The organism is Dermatophilus congolensis (assembly GCF_900187045.1).
Classification (GTDB): domain Bacteria; phylum Actinomycetota; class Actinomycetes; order Actinomycetales; family Dermatophilaceae; genus Dermatophilus; species Dermatophilus congolensis.
Genome location: NZ_LT906453.1, coordinates 1,154,035 through 1,169,826, shown reverse-complemented (window position 1 = coordinate 1,169,826; position 15,792 = coordinate 1,154,035). Strand labels below are relative to the sequence as shown.

Here is a 15,792-nt window from a genome sequence, read left to right as displayed (position 1 = left end):
CCACAACAGTGGGGCAGGACGCCCACAACAGACACCCCGCCCCACCGCCTCGATCACAAACCGACCGCAGCGCGCATGTCCTCCTTCAACAGCGCCAATCGCTGCGCAGCCTCACCCCGCGGCACCTGCTCACCACTCACCGGTACCACAACCTCCAAGTAACACTTCAACTTCGGCTCAGTGCCTGAAGGACGAGCAATCACCCGGTCGTTATCGGCAGTGATAAACAACATGCCATCAGTAGGAGCCAACCCCTCATACCCGTCAGCCAAATCCGCGACCTGCTTCACTTCAGACCCAGCCAACGCACTGGGCGGCGTCGCGCGCAACCGAGCCATCGCATCTGCAATCAACGCCGTATCCGCTACCCGGAACGACAACTGCGCCGTCGCGTGCAACCCATGAGCACGGGCAAGATCATCCAAAGCATCAGAGAGGCTCCGACCCTGCTTAGCCAACGCTGAGACAAGCGAAGCAACCCGCACCGCCGCCGTTACGCCATCCTTATCCCGAACCCCCATCGGATCAGTGCAGTACCCAATAGCCTCCTCATACCCAAAACGAAGCCCCTCAGTACGCGCAATCCACTTAAAGCCAGTCAACGTGGCCTGATGCTGCAACCCATGCGCCTGCGCGATGCGAGAAAGCAGCCGACCCGAGACAATCGAGTTCGCCAAAGTGTCACCCACCCGCGAAGAATCTGCCGCTGCCTGCTCCCCCAGCAACGCACCAATCTCATCACCAGTGAGCTGACGCCACCCATCAGGACCACAGGTACCCACAGAACAACGATCGGCATCCGGATCCAGCGCAATCACCACATCCGCCTCTACCTGCCGAGCCAGCCCCAACGCCAAATCAAGAGCACCAGGCTCCTCTGGGTTTGGGAACGCAACCGTCGGGAAATCTGGATCCGGCTCAGCCTGCTCAGGAACAACATGAACGTCGGTGAACCCTGCCCGGCGCAACACCTCCACCGCAGTCGCACCACCAACACCATGCATAGGCGTCAACACAATCCGAATCGGTGCAGGATCACTCACCGCCAACGAGGCAGCCCGATTCACGTACTCCTCCCACAACGCTGGCTCAACGTGCTGCACGCGCGCTTCATCACGCGGAACTTCATCAGCGAAAGGAGCAGCTGCGATGCACTCGGCAATCCCCTTATCAGCAGGCGGAACGATCTGTACTCCCTCCGCGGCGCCACGAGCAGCACGCCCACCCAAATACACCTTGTACCCGTTGTCCTCCCGCGGGTTATGGGATGCAGTAACCATCACACCCGCATCAGCCCCCAAACGGCGAACCGCGAACGCCGTCACCGGCGTAGGAAGCTTCTCCGGAAGCACAAGAGCAGTACCCCCAGCTGCAGAAACCACCTGCGCTGCATCGCGAAGGAACTGCGAAGAACCATGACGGGCATCACAACCCAAAACGACAGTCGGGGCTTGCCCCAGCTCTTTGGTCAAATAGGCAACCAGCCCAGCTGTGGCCCGAATCACCACCGCACGGCTCATGCGGCTCTCCCCCGCACCTACCGCTGCCCGAAGTCCAGCTGTACCGAACATCAACGGGCCAGAAAAACGCGACACCAAATCAGCCGCAGCTTCCTCATCCCCAGCCTGCGCAGCGTCAGCGAGCGCAAGGATCGTGGCCCGGTCAGACTCATCAGGATCGTGGGCAGCCCACGTACGTGCATGTTCAATCAGTTCAGGTGTTACCTCGGGGCGCATCATGCTTCTCCTTGCTCGTGATGCCACGTCAGCCGTGGATGCGCGCCGAAAGCACGGCTATGGGCGGTTCAGGGCACGGCGCGCGCAACCCTGAACCGCCCGATTTTCAGCCTCCGATGCCGTCAAGGACAGCGCGGCTACCCGACAAGCCCAGACGCGTGGCCCCGGCCTCAATCATTGCCAGTGCAGCTTCAGCCGTACGGATACCGCCAGAGGCCTTGACACCCAAACGTCCACCCACAGTCTTGGCCATCAAAGCGACTGCTTCGACAGAGGCACCACCCGCAGGGTGGAAACCAGTGGACGTCTTAACAAAGTCGGCGCCCGCACGCTCGGCTGCGGTGCAGCACGCCACGATCTCATCATCGCTCAGCGCAGCAGACTCGATGATGACCTTCAAGAGAACCGGGCGATCACCCTCGGTGGGGCATGCCTGCCGAACCGCGCGGATGTCAGCCTCAACCTCATCGAAGCGCCCAGTCTTGACCAGGGAGAGATTGACAACCATGTCGACCTCATCAGCACCGTCAGCGACACTGCGAGCAGCTTCTGCCGCCTTGACTTCACTGGCGTGAGCTCCCGAAGGGAAACCACATACCGTGGCCACAGCCACGCCTTGGGGTACCTGAACGGGAAGCATGTTCGGCGACACGCACACAGAGAACGTGCCTAGGTCAGCGGCTTCAGCAACAAGCTCGGCGACCTGCTCGGGGGTTGCTTCGGGTTTGAGGAGGGTGTGGTCGATCATGCGGGCCACATCGGATCGGGTGGGCATGCGCTCTCCTAATCAGGGGGGGGTATATGGGTGAACGTACGGGCAAAAGTGGCTTTACTCCACCGTTTCCAGAACGATGTCGCGATCAGCCAAAGAAGCGGCACGTGCCTGAGCCTCGTCGCCATCTTCGATGTCATATCCGCCTTGCAAGGACTCCAGGGCACGGGCGAAACGCTCCGGAGTGTCCGTGTGCAGTGTCAGGAGCTTGTCTCCCTTGCGGACGCGAGCGCCGGGCTCGACGTGGATTTCGATACCGGCACCCATCTGCACCGGCTCGTCTTTACGGCTGCGGCCTGCGCCCAAGCGCCAGCTGGCAACACCAACGGAAAGAGCATCCAGGCGGGTGAGCACGCCGTCACTCTCGGCCAAAACATCTTCAGTGCAGGTGGCGCGTGGCATGGGTGCATCGGGGTCGCCGCCTTGAGCGGTGATCATTCGGCGCCACGTGTCCATGGCACGACCGTCAGCCAGGGCAGCACGCAGTTCGTCTTGTCCGACGTTGACATCAGCCAGAGAGAGCATGCGCTCTGCCAGTGCAACGGTCAGGTCCACCACGTCGGCAGGGCCGCCACCAGCGAGGACCTCCACGGACTCCTCAACCTCGAGCGTGTTACCGATTTTGCGTCCGAGCGGGCGGGACATGTCCGTCAACAAAGCCACCGTGCGCACACCCGCATCGGTGCCAAGGTCAACCATGGTGCGGGCAAGCTCGCGGGCGTCTTCAAGTTTCTTCATGAATGCACCGGAGCCGACTTTCACGTCAAGCACGAGAGCGCCGGTTCCTTCAGCGATCTTCTTGCTCATGATCGAGCTGGCAATCAGCGGAATGGCTTCCACAGTGCTCGTGATGTCCCGCAGGGCGTAGAGCTTCTTGTCCGCAGGTGCCAAACCAGATCCTGCGGCGCAAATCACTGCGCCGACGTCTTCGAGGATCTCCATCATGCGTTCGTTGGAGATAGCAGCTTGCCAGCCGGGGATAGTTTCGAGCTTGTCCAGGGTGCCTCCAGTGTGACCAAGCCCACGCCCAGACAACTGCGGAACGGCCACACCAAAAGTGGCAACCAGCGGCGCCAAGGGAAGCGTGATCTTGTCACCCACACCACCGGTGGAGTGTTTGTCCGTGGTGCCCCGCGACAGCGACGCGAAACTCATGCGCTCGCCAGAGTCGATCATCGCCTGAGTCCAACGAGCGATTTCACGGCGGTTCATGCCGTTGAGGAAAATAGCCATCGCCAAGGCAGACATCTGCTCATCAGCGACAACGCCGCGCGTGTAGGCGTCAATGACCCACGCAATCTGGGTATCGCTCAGCTCGCCACCGTCACGCTTGGTACGGATGACATCTACTGCATCCAGGGGTTCAACCATCACTTCACTCCATGTGCCTCGAGTGCTTCTTCGGACCCGTCGCGAATGGTGCCGGTGTCTGGATGGCTGCCGCTCGGGCGGTGCCGGGCACTGGTGTCCCGTCCGCGATTGCCACCCATCCTGTGAACCTCCATGCACTTTTGTCAACAAGCTTGATTACAAAAGTTCGGTACGGCACTCTTGCAGCACACCCTCACTCATAACCACGACGAAAACAGTGAACATCACGACTTCGGCAACGGTGATGAGCCACACGAAGCCGTCGACGGAGACGGCCAGGAAGATGCACGACGATGACCACTTCACCCCCTTGCAGTCGCCCCACTGCCGACCAACTCTTGGAGGCTGCGCGCACGGCCGCATCGCGCGCATACGCGCCGTACAGCTCCTTCCCCGTCGGCGCAGCCCTCCTGACCGGCGGCGGGCGCGTAGTCACCTGCTGCAACGTGGAAAACGCCGCCTACCCCCTTGGCCTATGTGCTGAGCGTGGCGCGGTATCCACCATGGTGGCTGCAGACGAAACCGACCGCACAATCGCAGCCGTCGCCATCGTCGGCTTGCGTGGCGCTCCCTGTTACCCCTGCGGCGGCTGCCGCCAGGTACTCCGCGAATTCGGCTGTATCGACGTAATCGTCGAAAGCGAAGACGGCACACCCATCTCGATTCCCTTCGAGACCCTCCTGCCACACAGCTTCGGTCCCGAATCGCTCAACCCCACGCCCACTCACGAAAACAAGGACAACTAATGGAGCGCTTCCAAGGCCTTATCGGCATTGCCCTGATCTTCGCGCTCGCCATCGGCATCTCGCGCAATCGCCGCCACATCAAATGGCGCACCCTGGCCGTAGGCCTAGCCATGCAGGTCGCCTTCGCATTCCTCGTTCTCAAATGGGAACCCGGATTCAAAGCACTCTCCTGGGTAGCTGGCGGGCTTACCTCCCTAATCAACTTCACCGATAAAGGAACACAATTCGTCTTCGGCGGGCTGCTGCCTACCAACAACAACGGGTTCGTCTTCGCCCTGAACGTACTGCCCGTCATCGTGTTCTTCGGAGCACTGATCGGCGCACTCTACTACCTGCGCGTCATCCAGCTATTCGTCGACATCGTCGGTACCGGGCTACAAAAGCTCCTAGGCATTTCGAAAATCGAAGGCGTGTGGGCCTCAACAGTGATTTTCCTCGGCCAAACCGAGGCCCCACTCATGATTGCGCCGTACATCCGCAAACTCACCAAAGCTGAATTGTTCACCTGTATGACCGGTGGTTTCGCAGCTGTTGCTGGCTCCACCTTGATCGGGTACTCCCTACTCGGCGCACCTCTGCCCTACCCTGCTGGCAGCAAGCGTGATGAACGCACCTGGCTCGCTCATCATGGCTAAAGCCCTCATGCCCGAAATGGAAGAACCAGAAGCTGACGCCAACGTCCGCAACGTTCGCGACACCGAATCCCGCAACGTCATCGACGCCCTCGGAAACGGTGCCCTCAACGGTGGCCGCATCGCCGTGTGCGTCGCCTGCCTGCTCATCGCATTCATTGCCCTCATCGCTTTGGTCTCGGCAATCATCGGCGGCATTGGCGGCTGGTTCGGCCACCCCGAATGGACACTCGAAGGCCTCTTCGGTGTCGTCCTCTCCCCCGTCGCATGGGTCATCGGCGCACCATGGGAAGAAGCAGGACTGGTCGGCAACTTCATCGGTCAAAAGACCGTTCTCAACGAGTTCGTTGGCTACACCGCCTTCAGCCAGCAGGTTGCTACCTTGTCACCCAAGGCAGTGCTGATCTCCAGCTTCGCCTTGGCTGGCTTCGCGAACTTCTCCTCGATCGCTATCCAAATCGGTGCTTTTGGAAGCTTGGTCCCCGAGCGTCGCGGCGAAGTCGCCAAACTCGGCCCCCTGGCCCTGCTTGCCGGTATGTGCACCAACCTGCTCAACGCCGCCATTGTCGGCGTCGTCATGAGCTGACAGCCCTGATCGCTTGATAGGCGTCCCGTCGATACCTTCACGGTCTCGGCGGGACGCTGTGCTTAGCACAGGAGAATTGCTTTATGACACCGCGTGATTCGCAGGCCCTCGAAGTTGTGAAGCTGTACTACCGCTACGAGCTATCGCAAAACGAAATCGCCACGCGCCTGGGTATCTCCCGCCCAACAGTGAGCAAACTCATTCAACACGCCAAAGACCGCGGTTTCGTCACCGTAGAAATCCACGACCCCCGTGAAAGCGGCGCAGAGCTCGCCGACGAATTACGCACACGGTTTGGCCTACAAGAAGTGCGACTCGTCCACGACCACCCCATCGACCCTGAATTAACACGCGAGCTAGGGCGCCTCGGGGCAAGCATGCTCCAAGACATTGTGACCGACGGCGACCTCGTTGGAATCGCCTGGGGACGCAGCATGCACTCAATCGCACTAGCGCTAGAACCCCAACCTCGCCGCGGTGTGCAATTCATCCAGCTCAAAGGTGGAATCTCCCTCACACCACGCTCCACCAACGACCTCGAAACCATGACCATGTTCACGCATGCCTTCAACGCATACGCATGGCCACTGCCTCTTCCAGTCATATTCGACTCCCCCGAAGTGAAACACCTAGTCGAACAAGACCGTCACATTCGCAGACTGCTCAACCTGGGCCTAGAAGCAACCGTGGCCGTTTTCACCGTCGGAGCGGTATCCCAAGAATCCGTCCTTCTCAAAATTGGTCAACTCACCGAAAACGAAGAAAAAGCAATCCTCGACCATGCCGTCGGCGACATCTGCTCCCGATTCTTCGATTCAACCGGTTCACCATTCCTCAGCAGCGTCGATGAGCGCACCATCGCCATCCCCCTGGAGAAGCTGCGCGAGAAAGACACACGCCTGATCGTCGCCGGTGGGATCAGAAAGGCAGAAGCACTCGCAGTAGCGCTACGCGCTGGCTACGCCACACATCTGGCCACTGACATCGACACTGCCCGGCTCATCATCGACAACGACTGCTAAATTCGTGCATACGTGTGTGGGGCGGGATCTGGTCAGATCCCGCCCCACACACGTATGCACGAATTTACGAAGCAGGCACCTGAGCTGCAGCGCTCTTGTCACGTGCTACCAATACTCGGTCGCACAAGAAGTAGATAACCATGCCGCTCAACGCCACCAGCGCAAGCACCCAGGTGATCGTCGAATAGACCCGACCATCGTGGGAACGAGACAGCGACAAAGCACCGAACCACGTCGGAGCGATGTCTTGCAGTTTGGCCGTGTACGCGATACCCAACGGGATTGCGATGTTGATTGTGAGGTTATAGAACCCGATCGCGATACCGGATTTAGCAGCAGGAATTTTCTGCAAAGAGGTGTTCACCAGCGGCGCGTACATCAACGCAAAACCGGAAGCGAACAGCACGATCGACACCACCAAAACAGGCAAGCTGATCTCTATCAGCACAGCCCCCAGAACGAGCGAGGAAAAAATCATTCCCAGCGCAGTGAAAATGGTCACGCGCGAGCTGAGGAATCGACCGATTTGCCCGGAGAGAATACCGACAAGAACCGCGCACACATACCCTGGGACCATGAGCAGCGATGCTTGATCTTGCCCCAAACCGTGCAAAGACTTCGCGGCGAAAGGCAGCAAGAAGATGTAGCCCAGCTGTGCCGTGTAAATAATAAACACGAGCACCAAAGCGGTCACGTACCAGCCATTGGTGAAGAACTCCGGACGCACCAAAGCGCGTTCATGACTGCGCACATGCCACGCGAACAATGGCAGCGAAACAATCACTGGGATCAGCCATACAGGCGCATATTCCTGCATGTACATGATGAGGCTGGCTGCGAACACCGCGACAATGAGCAGACCAAAAAGATCCAGGTTGCCCTCGAAGGCCTCATCCTCAGGAACCATCTTGTGAATGGCTGGGATCGTCAAAACGAGAATGAGCGGGATGAGGAACATGGCAGTCCATGACACGTTCGCAGAAATGAAACCGCTCGTCAGTGCACCAACGAGCAGCCCCGCCTGGAACGCAGCAGTGGAGTAGCCCAGGTATTTCTTCTGGTCTGTTTCCGACAGGTACTTCGTGACGTAAATGACGTAGAGAGTTTCCGCAGCAGCCAATCCGCACGTCTGGATGAGGCGACCGGCAAGCACCAGTGGCCACGAGTTCGAAAACACGAAGCCAATCACAGAGCCCACAGCGATCAGACCAATACCGGTGACCATGAGCTTACGGATGCTGATCGAGTCGGCTAGAGCGGCGTAGACCACCGCACCGATACCGATGATCACTCCGGCAAGAGAGGCCTGCAAGCTGGCGGTTTTGGCGCTAATCCCCAACGCCGCAGCCATAGGCCCAGTCATCGTCTTAAAGCCGTTATCGATGACAAGGGAGAAAACAAAAACAAATAGGAGCACCGGCACAGCGCGCCGAGGATCCAGCGCAGTGCGGGCGTGTTCTTTCATAGTGTTCATGCGTTTGCCAGGGGTAGGGCGAGCTCCATCATGCGGGTGAAAGCAGTCTGGCGCTCTTCGGGTGTGGTTTTGCCGCCAGTGACAAGGTTGTCCGAGACGGTGAAGACGCCCAAGGCGTCGACGCCAGCGCGGGCTGCGATGGCGTAAAGGCCTGCACTTTCCATTTCGACGCCCAGGACACCCATGCGGGCCCACCGTTCGTTGACGGTGTTGTCGTCGTTGTAGAAAACATCGCTGGAAAGAACGTTTCCGACGTGAACCGGCACACCGTTGGCTTCGGCCTGCTTGGTGATGGCGCTGAGCAGGCGCCATGAACCGGTAGGAGCCAGGGTGCCCGGCAAACCGTAGTGTTCGAGAATCCGGGAGTCAGTGGAAGCGGCCTGGGCAATGATGATGTCGTAAAGGTCGATCTCCTTCTGCATGGAGCCACAGGAGCCAATGCGAATCAGCTTTTTCGCTCCGAAAACGTTGACTAGTTCCCAGGAGTAGATGCTGATCGAAGGAATCCCCATGCCTGTTCCCATCACGGAAACGGGGGTGCCGTTGAAGGTGCCGGTGAAGCCAAGCATGTTACGGACATCGTTGAACTGAACAACGTCTTCGAGGTAGTTCTCGGCGACGAATTTAGCGCGTAGCGGGTCACCGGGAAGCAACACGGTTTCTGCGATTTCGACGCCCTTGGGGTTGATGTGGGGGGTGCTCTTGGAGGACACGCGACTTCTCTCCTTCAACGGTGGAGGCTGTGGATGCCATGACGATACTCGCGGGGCGAACATTCGTAACTCTGTGGTGGCACATTCGTTCGATGTGTCACCATTTGCTGCGCTGCAGCTAGTTAGTCGCGGCGAACAAATGGGTTAGAGAAAGCCCCGATCCCTTCGATCTCGATCTCGACACGCTGCCCGGCCCGTACCGAACCAACTCCCGCAGGAGTACCGGTAAGGATCACGTCTCCGGGCAAAAGGGTGAAGGCAGCAGAAACGTACTCGATTAACGCCGCTACATCGAAGACCATGTCGCTCGTGGCGCCATCTTGAGCAAGCTCACCATCAACCCGGCTACGTATAGCCAGCGCCGAAGGGTCAAGGTCCGTTTCGATCCACGGACCAAGCGGGCAGAAGGTATCAAGTCCCTTGGCACGGGCCCATTGCAGGTCAGTCTTTTGCAAATCACGAGCAGTGACGTCATTGGCGCAGGTGTAACCAAAAATGACATCCATAGCCCTGGACGCTGGGACGTCTTTACACATCGTGCCGATCACCACAGCCAGTTCAGCTTCAAAACTGACTTCCTCAACAAAAGGAGGAATCACAACCGGGTCATCCGGGCCAGCCACGGCAGTATTCGGGATGAAGAAAAGCCCAGGCTGAGCAGGTGCCTCGTTCCCTAGTTCCGCGGCGTGGTCAGCGTAGTTACGGCCCACGCCAATAACTTTGCTGCGTGGTAGCACCGGCGCCACCAGGCGAACCTGGTCCAATTCGAAACGCTGCCCGGTACCAGTGACTTGTGTGTACAGAGGGTCACCGGCGACCGCAGCAATCCACTCTTCACCCGGATCTCCCTGGATAACGCCATAACTGGGCGCCTCATCTTCGTGCACAAACCGAACGATCCGCATGCGTTCCCCTTCTTATGCAATAGGTGTCTGCCTGGATGCAGCCACCTGGTCAGCTCTTGGCGAAGCCTAGTTGCCTAAGAAGGCAGGGTCGTCCCGGCTCAGGCTGGCTCACAGCATGTCCGTGGCTGCCTCTGGGCACGCGGGGGAAAAATCACCACGAGTGGGCGTGCATGCGCGAGCTGGATACCCTGACCTGGTGTCCGCCCTGACCAACACTGTTTTGCCGCCCGATACGTGGAGACGCGCAGCTCAAGAACATCACGAGCGCGTCGATGCACGTACCCGCGCCCACCTTGAGCGACGTTCTCACGGCCAAAAACATGCTGTCGAAGATTTCATCTGGGTGTACTACCGACACACTCCCGGTCAGCTTCGCCAGTGGCATCCTGGCCCCGACATCACATTGATCGACGCTGCCGAGCATGCCCGCATGCGCTACTACGTGACCCAAGAACGTGACGGCCACACCTTCACGCACGTGGATGTGCCTGCTTTTCTGGCTAATCGGGGAAAATTTGTGCGCTACGTGCGTGATCTTCTCGTCGCCACTGCGGCCCGTACCCCCAGCTATGCCTGCTTCGGACTACACGAATGGGCAATGGTTTATCAAGACGCTGACCAGAGGAGACATCCTGCCCCCTTGCGTTTGGGCGCGGAAGGCACAAACGAGGTAGTCGAATCGCTGCCGGTGAATTGCACCCATTACGACGCGTTCCGGTTCTTCACGCCACAAGCGCAGCCTCTGAACCGGGAGCATCCAACACGAGAAACCCAGATCAACCATGAACAGCCTGGTTGTCTTCACGCAGGCATGGATCTATATCGATATGCCGCGGCGCTACTACCTGCCGTGCCCAGCGAACTAGTTATCGACATGTTCGACCATGCCATGCGTGCCCGATACCTAGACATGGCGGCCAGCCCCTACGACCTGAGCGATCTGGACATCACGCCCATACGTATCGAGACGACATCGGGACGTGCCGAGTACGTGGCCCAGCAGCGCACACTCGCCAGCGCCGCCACCGAACTACGCACCCGGCTTATCCAGGCATGCGAAGCACTACTACACAAGTGATTTCACGCCAGGTTCTCAGTGCGCATCGGTGGATTCTCCAGATCCATACATCAGCCATGTCAGCAACGGAATAGCCAAAAACCACAGCCATGACTCTGAGAGCAAAAACATGACCAGCGTCATCGCTACCGTCCCAGCAAGCAGCTGAGATGCCCGCTGCGGCGCAACTTTCCATCGACCTTTCGTGTAATCACTTTCACTGCGTACAGCGTCTTTTACACCAGTCGCTTCATCCATCCGTGGCCGTCCTCGATCCGTCCATATTGAACGTCGAGAAGCGTACTGCGAATCTTCGAAGCCACTACCGGAGCGCCGTGCGACATTGATCCTCCCTCCCAGAGAACATCCCCGATGGGAGTAATAACCGCAGCAGTTCCACAGGCAAAAGCCTCCGTAATTTCGCCGGACGCAACGCCGTCTTTCCACTCCTGCACCGGAACTCGGCGTTCCTGGACGTTTAAGCCCATCTCAGCACCAAGAGTCAACACCGAACGTCGTGTCACTCCCTCCAGAATTGACCCCGTCAACTCCGGTGTCACCAAACGCCCATCGCGATAAACAAAGAAAATGTTCATGCCGCCGAGCTCATCGACAAAAGTTTGGGTCTCTGAGTCCAGAAAAACTACCTGCTCAGCACCGTGAGAAATGCCCTCCAGCTGCCCAGCCAACGAAGAGGCATAGTTACCGCCACATTTGGCTGCCCCTGTTCCACCTCGCCCAGCCCGTGAATATGTCGTCGAAATCCACAACGTCACCGGAGAAACCCCACCGGAAAAATACGCCCCTGCAGGTGAAGCAATCAGCGCGTAGGTGACCTCCCGTGCCGGGCGCACTCCAAGAAAGGCCTCACTAGCGAACACAAAAGGCCGCAAATACAAAGAAGACTCTCCCACCCCGAAAGGCGGAACCCAAGCGTTATCGACCTGCACCAGTGCAGTGATGGACTCGAGGAAATCCCGCGTTGGCAACTCAGGCAGAGCCAACCTGCGGCAACTAGAAGCCATACGTTCAGCGTTAGCCTCTGGGCGGAAACTCCACACCGACCCGTCTTCATGGCGATAGGCCTTGAGCCCCTCGAACACAGCCTGCCCATAGTGCAGAATCCCCGCAGCCGGGTCGATACTGAACGACACATAGGGGCCCACACGTCCCTCATGCCACCCCCGCTGCTCAGACCACGTGGCCGTAACCATGTGATCGGTGAAGTAAGCACCGAATTTAGGTGCAGACAGGATCTGGGCACGTTGTTCTGGCGTCGCTGGGTGCGGATTGTGTTCTACAGCGAAATCGAGTGCAGCAGTCATGGTCTCTTTCCTTGGTTGTGGTTGTTGTGTCGTTGCGTGTTCCCCCATCACATGTGCAAGGACGCATTGGCCAGCTTCGTCACAGAAGCAGCACAATGCGCCCTGAGTTGATTGCGCGTTATCTCAGCTCAGCCCAGATCAACCTCTGGGTACAGCGGGAACGGAGCAAGTAGCTCATCGGCTTGTGCGTGAACACGAGCGGCAACAGACTCCTGCATGACGTACTGCGCTTTGCTCGGGGCTCCCTTGCTCGTCGTGCCCGGCTTCGTGGCTTTCAGCGCAGTGTCGACCATCTCAGCGATGGTGTCCATCTCCGCCACACCCAGACCGCGGGAGGTCAATGCTGGTGTGCCGAAACGAATTCCCGTGGTGAACCAGGCACCGTTAGGGTCGTTCGGAATCGAGTTACGGTTTGTGACAATGCCGGATTCCAGCAGTGCCCCCTCGGCCTGCCGGCCAGTGATGCCGTAGCTACCCACATCCAGCAGAACGATGTGGTTTTCGGTGCCGTCAGAAACTAGCTTGGCGCCCCGCTTCTTCAGCCCCTCAGCCAAAGCAACAGCGTTGTCAACAATGTTGCGCGCGTACGTCTGGAACTCTGGCTTACGCGCTTCTGCCAAGGCCACCGCTTTACCCGCCATCATGTTCGACAGCGGCCCACCCAACACCATCGGGCAGCCCTTGTCGACAGCATCCTTGAACTCATCCGTGCACAGCACCAGCCCACCGCGAGGACCGCGCAATGACTTGTGCGTCGTGGTGGTGACGACATCGGCGTAAGCCACCGGGTCATATTCACCGGTAGCGACCTTGCCAGCGACCAAGCCAGCAAAGTGCGCCATATCTACCATCAGCACGGCACCGACAGAGTCGGCGATTTCTTTCATCTTGGCCATGTTGATCAGCCGTGGATATGCCGAATACCCCGCCACGAGGATCAGCGGTTTGAACTCTTTGACCTGCTGGGCAACCTGCGCATAGTCGAGCACGCCGGTCTGCGGGTCTGTGGAGTAGCAGTGCTGATCAAACATTTTTCCGGAAATGTTTGGGCGATACCCGTGAGTCAGGTGCCCACCAGCATCCAGAGCAAGACCCATGAGGCGCTGGTTACCCAATTCAGCACGCAGCGAAGCCCACTGAGCGTCATTAAGGTCATAGACCGATTTCACCCCAGCCTTGTCCAACGCCGGTGATTGAACTCGATGAGCCAGGATCGCCCAATAAGCGACAAGGTTGGCGTCGATACCCGAGTGGGGCTGCACGTAGGCGTGCTGGGCGCCGAACAGTTCCCGTGCGTGTTCGGCTGCGACACTCTCGACCGTGTCAATGTTCTGGCATCCGGCATAGAAGCGGTGCCCAATCGTGCCCTCGGCGTACTTGTCAGAAAGCCAGTTACCTAATGCCAACAGGGAAGCTGTGGAAGCATAGTTCTCACTGGCGATAAGTTTCAAAGAACTGCGCTGATCACGAAGCTCTGATCGGATGGCCTGCGCGATACGCGGCTCCACCCCTTCAATGACGCTGATTGCGTTACGGAACGCAGTGGACTGGGCAGTGAGATCTGTATCGCTCACGGGCTGCTCCTCGTTGGATGTTCAGGGGCGGACAATCCTGAGCTTATCGAGGACAACTTCACCGCAAACAGCAAGTAGCCACTAGATCCATAAGTGAAATCGATAACGTATCCCACACAACGCTATGGGAATTGGCTTCATCGTTCTTTGAGCGCCCAGGCAGCTCACGCACGAGCGCTGATACGACGCTGGGGGCGCCCCTGGTGCGGCGCCCCCACTGCTCCACCTGCCACGTCAGCGCGCAGCAGATCAGTCGCTGTACTCATCGCGTGCAGCTATCCACGGAAACATCGGACGCATCTGGGTCCCCATCGTCTCCACCTCGTGGCTTTCTGCTGCGGCGCGCAACTCAGTGAGTTCGCCGGCACCTGCCTGCTGGTCCTGAATAAACCGCTCAGCAAAGGCACCACTACGAACGTCCTCGAGAACATCTTTCATCAACGATTTCGTATTCGCGTCCACCACGCGCGGACCAGAAACGTAATCGCCGTATTCGCTGGTGTCCGAGACCGATCGGCGCTGTGCAGCCAGCCCCTGCTCAACCATCACATCAACAACCGTCTTCAGCTCGTGCAGGCACTCCAGGTACGCCATCTGCGGCTGGTATCCGGCCTCAACCAAAGTTTCAAAACCAGCTTTCACCAGGTGCGAAAGTCCTCCACCACGAACGGCCTGGGCAGCGAACAGGTGCGTCTCGGCCTCTTCTGCGAATGTGGTTTTCATGCCACCTGCACGCAGTCCACCCATAGCCATGGCGTAGGAAGCCACCAGCTCCCAGGCCTGCCCGGTGGCGTCCTGCTCAACTGCTAGGAGCACCGGCACGCCACGGCCATCCTCGTACTCGCGGCGAACAAGATCTCCTGACCCTTTAGCAGAGACCAGGAACACGTCCACGTCTGCGGGGGCTTGGATGTAGCCGTACCGAATAGCAAACCCGTGTGCAAAGCCGAGCGCGTTACCTGCTTGCAGGTGCGGAGCGATTTCTTGCAGGAAAAGTGCTTGCTGCTCATGATCAGGGACCATCAGCACGATGACATCGGCTTCTTGTGCTGCCTGCGCCACCGGCACCACGCGAAGTCCTTCTTCTTGCGCCTTCTCAATTGAGGCCGACCCTTCCCGCAAACCAACGCGGACATCGACACCAGAGTCGCGCAGGTTGAGGCTGTGAGCCTGACCTTGCTCGCCGTAACCGATGACGGCGACCTTGCGGCCCTGGATGATTGTCAGGTCGGCGTCGTCGTCGTAAAGCAGTTCGGCCATGTCTGGCTCCTCACATCGTTTTCAATAGCTCTCAGTCCCGAGCAACGCCGGGAGGGTATGGGGAAAGTGTTGCAGGACACGGCCCGTCGTGGGCGCCGCAAACAGTCAGTTCCTACCGGAACGGTCTGTAATCGCTTTGGATCCTCGCCCAATCGCAACCATCCCGGACTGCACGAGTTCTTTCACACCGTAGGGTTCAAGCAGCGCCAGCAAAGCATCCAACTTCGTTAGACGGCCAGTGGCTTCGATCGTGACCGAGTCCGAAGCGACATCAACAATGCGAGCGCGGAACAGCTCAGCAATTTGCACCACATCAGCACGGCAGGTGCTGTCGACACGAACTTTTACGAGCAAGATGCGCCGGGTGACTGTGTTGTCAAGATCGAGCTCAATCACTTTCAGTACTTCGACAAGTTTATTGAGCTGCTTGGTGATCTGTTCTAGCGGAAGGTCTTCCACATCGACCACCACGGTCATCCGTGAGACCTTTGGATCTTCTGTTGGGCCAACAGCAAGGGAATCGATATTGAAGCCGCGGCGGGAAAATAACCCAGCCACCCGAGCAAGAACACCCGGGTGGTTTTGGACCAGCACGGACAAGATGTGGCGTTTCATGGGG

Annotated in this window: 17 protein-coding genes; 5 read left to right on the top strand and 12 right to left on the bottom strand. The window is 58.6% G+C overall.

Annotation, left to right across the window (positions count from 1 at the left end; all coding sequences use genetic code 11):
• Positions 1-53: 53 nt before the first annotated feature.
• The 4 genes from CKV89_RS04970 to CKV89_RS11785 form a co-directional block, all read right to left on the bottom strand.
• Complete coding sequence (locus tag CKV89_RS04970) at positions 54-1,736, bottom strand: phospho-sugar mutase (protein WP_034401055.1); 1,683 nt, start codon at positions 1,734-1,736, stop codon at positions 54-56.
• Between the two features lie 106 nt (positions 1,737-1,842).
• A complete protein-coding gene (gene deoC, locus CKV89_RS04965; protein WP_028327039.1) occupies positions 1,843-2,511 on the bottom strand; it encodes a deoxyribose-phosphate aldolase in 669 nt (222 codons plus the stop codon).
• Positions 2,512-2,565: 54 nt separating this feature from the next.
• Entirely contained in the window at positions 2,566-3,879 is a 1,314-nt protein-coding gene (locus CKV89_RS04960; RefSeq protein ID WP_028327040.1) for a thymidine phosphorylase, read from the bottom strand.
• Positions 3,880-4,035: 156 nt separating this feature from the next.
• Positions 4,036-4,185: a hypothetical protein gene (locus CKV89_RS11785; protein ID WP_154657621.1), complete on the bottom strand. Its 150-nt coding sequence runs from the start codon at positions 4,183-4,185 to the stop codon at positions 4,036-4,038.
• Here CKV89_RS11785 and CKV89_RS04955 point away from each other — a divergent pair.
• From CKV89_RS04955 to CKV89_RS04945, 4 genes are all read left to right on the top strand, one after another.
• Positions 4,173-4,625 carry a cytidine deaminase gene (locus CKV89_RS04955; protein WP_028327041.1) on the top strand — a complete coding sequence of 151 codons (453 nt, stop codon included), beginning with the start codon at positions 4,173-4,175 and terminating at the stop codon, positions 4,623-4,625. The two genes, CKV89_RS11785 and CKV89_RS04955, sit on opposite strands and share 13 nt — an antisense overlap.
• Positions 4,625-5,260 carry a Na+ dependent nucleoside transporter N-terminal domain-containing protein gene (locus CKV89_RS12255; RefSeq protein ID WP_231935456.1) on the top strand — a complete coding sequence of 212 codons (636 nt, stop codon included), beginning with the start codon at positions 4,625-4,627 and terminating at the stop codon, positions 5,258-5,260. The genes CKV89_RS04955 and CKV89_RS12255 overlap by 1 nt, the downstream gene beginning before the upstream one ends.
• A complete protein-coding gene (locus CKV89_RS12250) occupies positions 5,229-5,843 on the top strand; it encodes a nucleoside transporter C-terminal domain-containing protein (protein WP_231935481.1) in 615 nt (204 codons plus the stop codon). Before CKV89_RS12255 ends, CKV89_RS12250 begins: the two co-directional genes overlap by 32 nt.
• A gap of 83 nt (positions 5,844-5,926) precedes the next feature.
• Positions 5,927-6,865, top strand: a complete 939-nt coding sequence (locus CKV89_RS04945) for a sugar-binding transcriptional regulator (protein WP_028327042.1) — start codon at positions 5,927-5,929, stop codon at positions 6,863-6,865.
• Positions 6,866-6,929: 64 nt separating this feature from the next.
• Here CKV89_RS04945 and CKV89_RS04940 read toward each other — a convergent pair whose 3' ends face one another.
• The 3 genes from CKV89_RS04940 to CKV89_RS04930 form a co-directional block, all read right to left on the bottom strand.
• Positions 6,930-8,339, bottom strand: a complete 1,410-nt coding sequence (locus CKV89_RS04940; RefSeq protein ID WP_028327043.1) for an MFS transporter — start codon at positions 8,337-8,339, stop codon at positions 6,930-6,932.
• Positions 8,336-9,052: a purine-nucleoside phosphorylase gene (gene deoD, locus CKV89_RS04935; protein ID WP_231935455.1), complete on the bottom strand. Its 717-nt coding sequence runs from the start codon at positions 9,050-9,052 to the stop codon at positions 8,336-8,338. Before deoD ends, CKV89_RS04940 begins: the two co-directional genes overlap by 4 nt.
• A 122-nt stretch (positions 9,053-9,174) precedes the next feature.
• Positions 9,175-9,957: a fumarylacetoacetate hydrolase family protein gene (locus CKV89_RS04930; RefSeq protein WP_028327045.1), complete on the bottom strand. Its 783-nt coding sequence runs from the start codon at positions 9,955-9,957 to the stop codon at positions 9,175-9,177.
• Positions 9,958-10,153: 196 nt separating this feature from the next.
• On the opposite strand from CKV89_RS04930, the gene CKV89_RS04925 reads away from it, so the two are divergent.
• Positions 10,154-11,035 carry a 3-methyladenine DNA glycosylase gene (locus tag CKV89_RS04925; protein WP_231935454.1) on the top strand — a complete coding sequence of 294 codons (882 nt, stop codon included), beginning with the start codon at positions 10,154-10,156 and terminating at the stop codon, positions 11,033-11,035.
• A gap of 15 nt (positions 11,036-11,050) precedes the next feature.
• Here the strand turns inward: CKV89_RS04925 and CKV89_RS11780 are convergent, their stop codons facing one another.
• The 5 genes from CKV89_RS11780 to ilvN all read right to left on the bottom strand — a co-directional run bounded on the left by CKV89_RS11780 (position 11,051) and on the right by ilvN (position 15,788).
• Positions 11,051-11,272: a hypothetical protein gene (locus tag CKV89_RS11780; RefSeq protein ID WP_154657622.1), complete on the bottom strand. Its 222-nt coding sequence runs from the start codon at positions 11,270-11,272 to the stop codon at positions 11,051-11,053.
• Entirely contained in the window at positions 11,251-12,339 is a 1,089-nt protein-coding gene (locus tag CKV89_RS04920) for a branched-chain amino acid aminotransferase (protein WP_028327047.1), read from the bottom strand. Before CKV89_RS04920 ends, CKV89_RS11780 begins: the two co-directional genes overlap by 22 nt.
• Positions 12,340-12,467: 128 nt before the next feature.
• Positions 12,468-13,913, bottom strand: a complete 1,446-nt coding sequence (locus CKV89_RS04915) for a glycine hydroxymethyltransferase (RefSeq protein ID WP_028327048.1) — start codon at positions 13,911-13,913, stop codon at positions 12,468-12,470.
• Between the two features lie 249 nt (positions 13,914-14,162).
• Entirely contained in the window at positions 14,163-15,173 is a 1,011-nt protein-coding gene (gene ilvC / locus CKV89_RS04910; RefSeq protein WP_028327049.1) for a ketol-acid reductoisomerase, read from the bottom strand.
• 105 nt (positions 15,174-15,278) lie between these two features.
• Positions 15,279-15,788: an acetolactate synthase small subunit gene (gene ilvN / locus CKV89_RS04905; RefSeq protein WP_028327050.1), complete on the bottom strand. Its 510-nt coding sequence runs from the start codon at positions 15,786-15,788 to the stop codon at positions 15,279-15,281.
• Between the last annotated feature and the right edge of the window lie 4 nt (positions 15,789-15,792).